This window comes from Candidatus Symbiopectobacterium sp. NZEC135, from assembly GCF_025962695.1.
Map to the genome: position 1 here is coordinate 1 of NZ_JAGFPF010000619.1, position 1,127 is coordinate 1,127.

Consider the following 1,127-nt stretch of genomic DNA (forward strand, 5'->3'; position numbering starts at 1 on the left):
ATGGTATCCATCATGTTGGCACCCGTTGCTTTATCGATAGCATTTAGCAGCAAGCCGAGTGGTGTTTTATCAAAAATTTGTGTGACAATATCACCCAGGATATTCATAAGAGGCATAAAAACATGCTCCATGAGGGGATTCATCACCATTTCTGTTAATGATTTACCGGTTATAGCAGCAACAATCGGGTCAGCGACCATCAAGCCGATACCTACAGCCATCAACGCAATGCCACCACCACCAAATACAGTTGTAATTGCCCCCAATGCGATCGCCAGGCCACCTAAAACTTTTCCAATACAGCTGGCCATTTTTTGCGCTTCTTCCGCTTTTCGGACCTGCTCTTCGTATTCATCAGATTTACGCTGCATTTCTGCCTGACGTGCTTTGGTTTGAATACGGTTCAGTTCAAGGTCATTTTTCAGTTTTTCTGCTGAGGCCTCTTCCATTTGCATAATAAACTCGGTGATCAGCATGATCATGACAGCCGTTTTAGTCAGCGCCTTCTCTGATTGCGTCACTGCATTGCTGGATACGACGCCACCTTTAGACGTCATATCTACATCGCCGTACTTGCTATTCATTTCTGCCGTGCTGGCATTAATGTCATTCAAGACGCTCTGCATCGCAGCACGCTTTTGCTCGGCAATCAGGCGCGCATCGGATAACGTTGTTTGAGCAAGGCCTAGCGCTTTTTGCGCATCAGCCACCTCCTTTTTGGCCTGCGTTACGTCAGGATTGTCTGCCAGTGATGGATCATCAGGGTCTGTCACCCCTAATTGTTCTAGCAACTCAGCCAGTGAGCGCTGCGCCTCATCAAGCTTGCGTTGCGCTTGAGCCACGTCATCACTTGCACCGTCAACCCCCTGTTGCGCCTGGGAAAACTCCGCCTCAAGGCCATCGTAGGTCTCATGTAACGCATCCAGATGTGCTGACAGCTCACGAGCTTTATCCATACGCGCTTCAGACTGAGTCAAAAACACTGCCAGGGCATTGGCACGCTGGGTGGCGTCCATCCCGCTGGCGATCTCCTGATATTGCGCCATTAAAAACAACATTTGGGCTTTGCTGGTTAACGGTGTCGATTGGCGGATCGTGGGTAACTCGACACTCTCCGACGTTAACGA

The 1,127-nt window shown here is 49.3% G+C and carries 1 protein-coding gene; it reads right to left on the bottom strand.

The window, feature by feature from the left end:
• Positions 1 to 1,058: type III secretion system translocon subunit SctE (gene sctE, locus J5224_RS29220; RefSeq protein WP_264628575.1), on the bottom strand; the 1,058-nt coding region annotated here is incomplete at its 3' end.
• Positions 1,059 to 1,127: the final 69 nt, after the last annotated feature.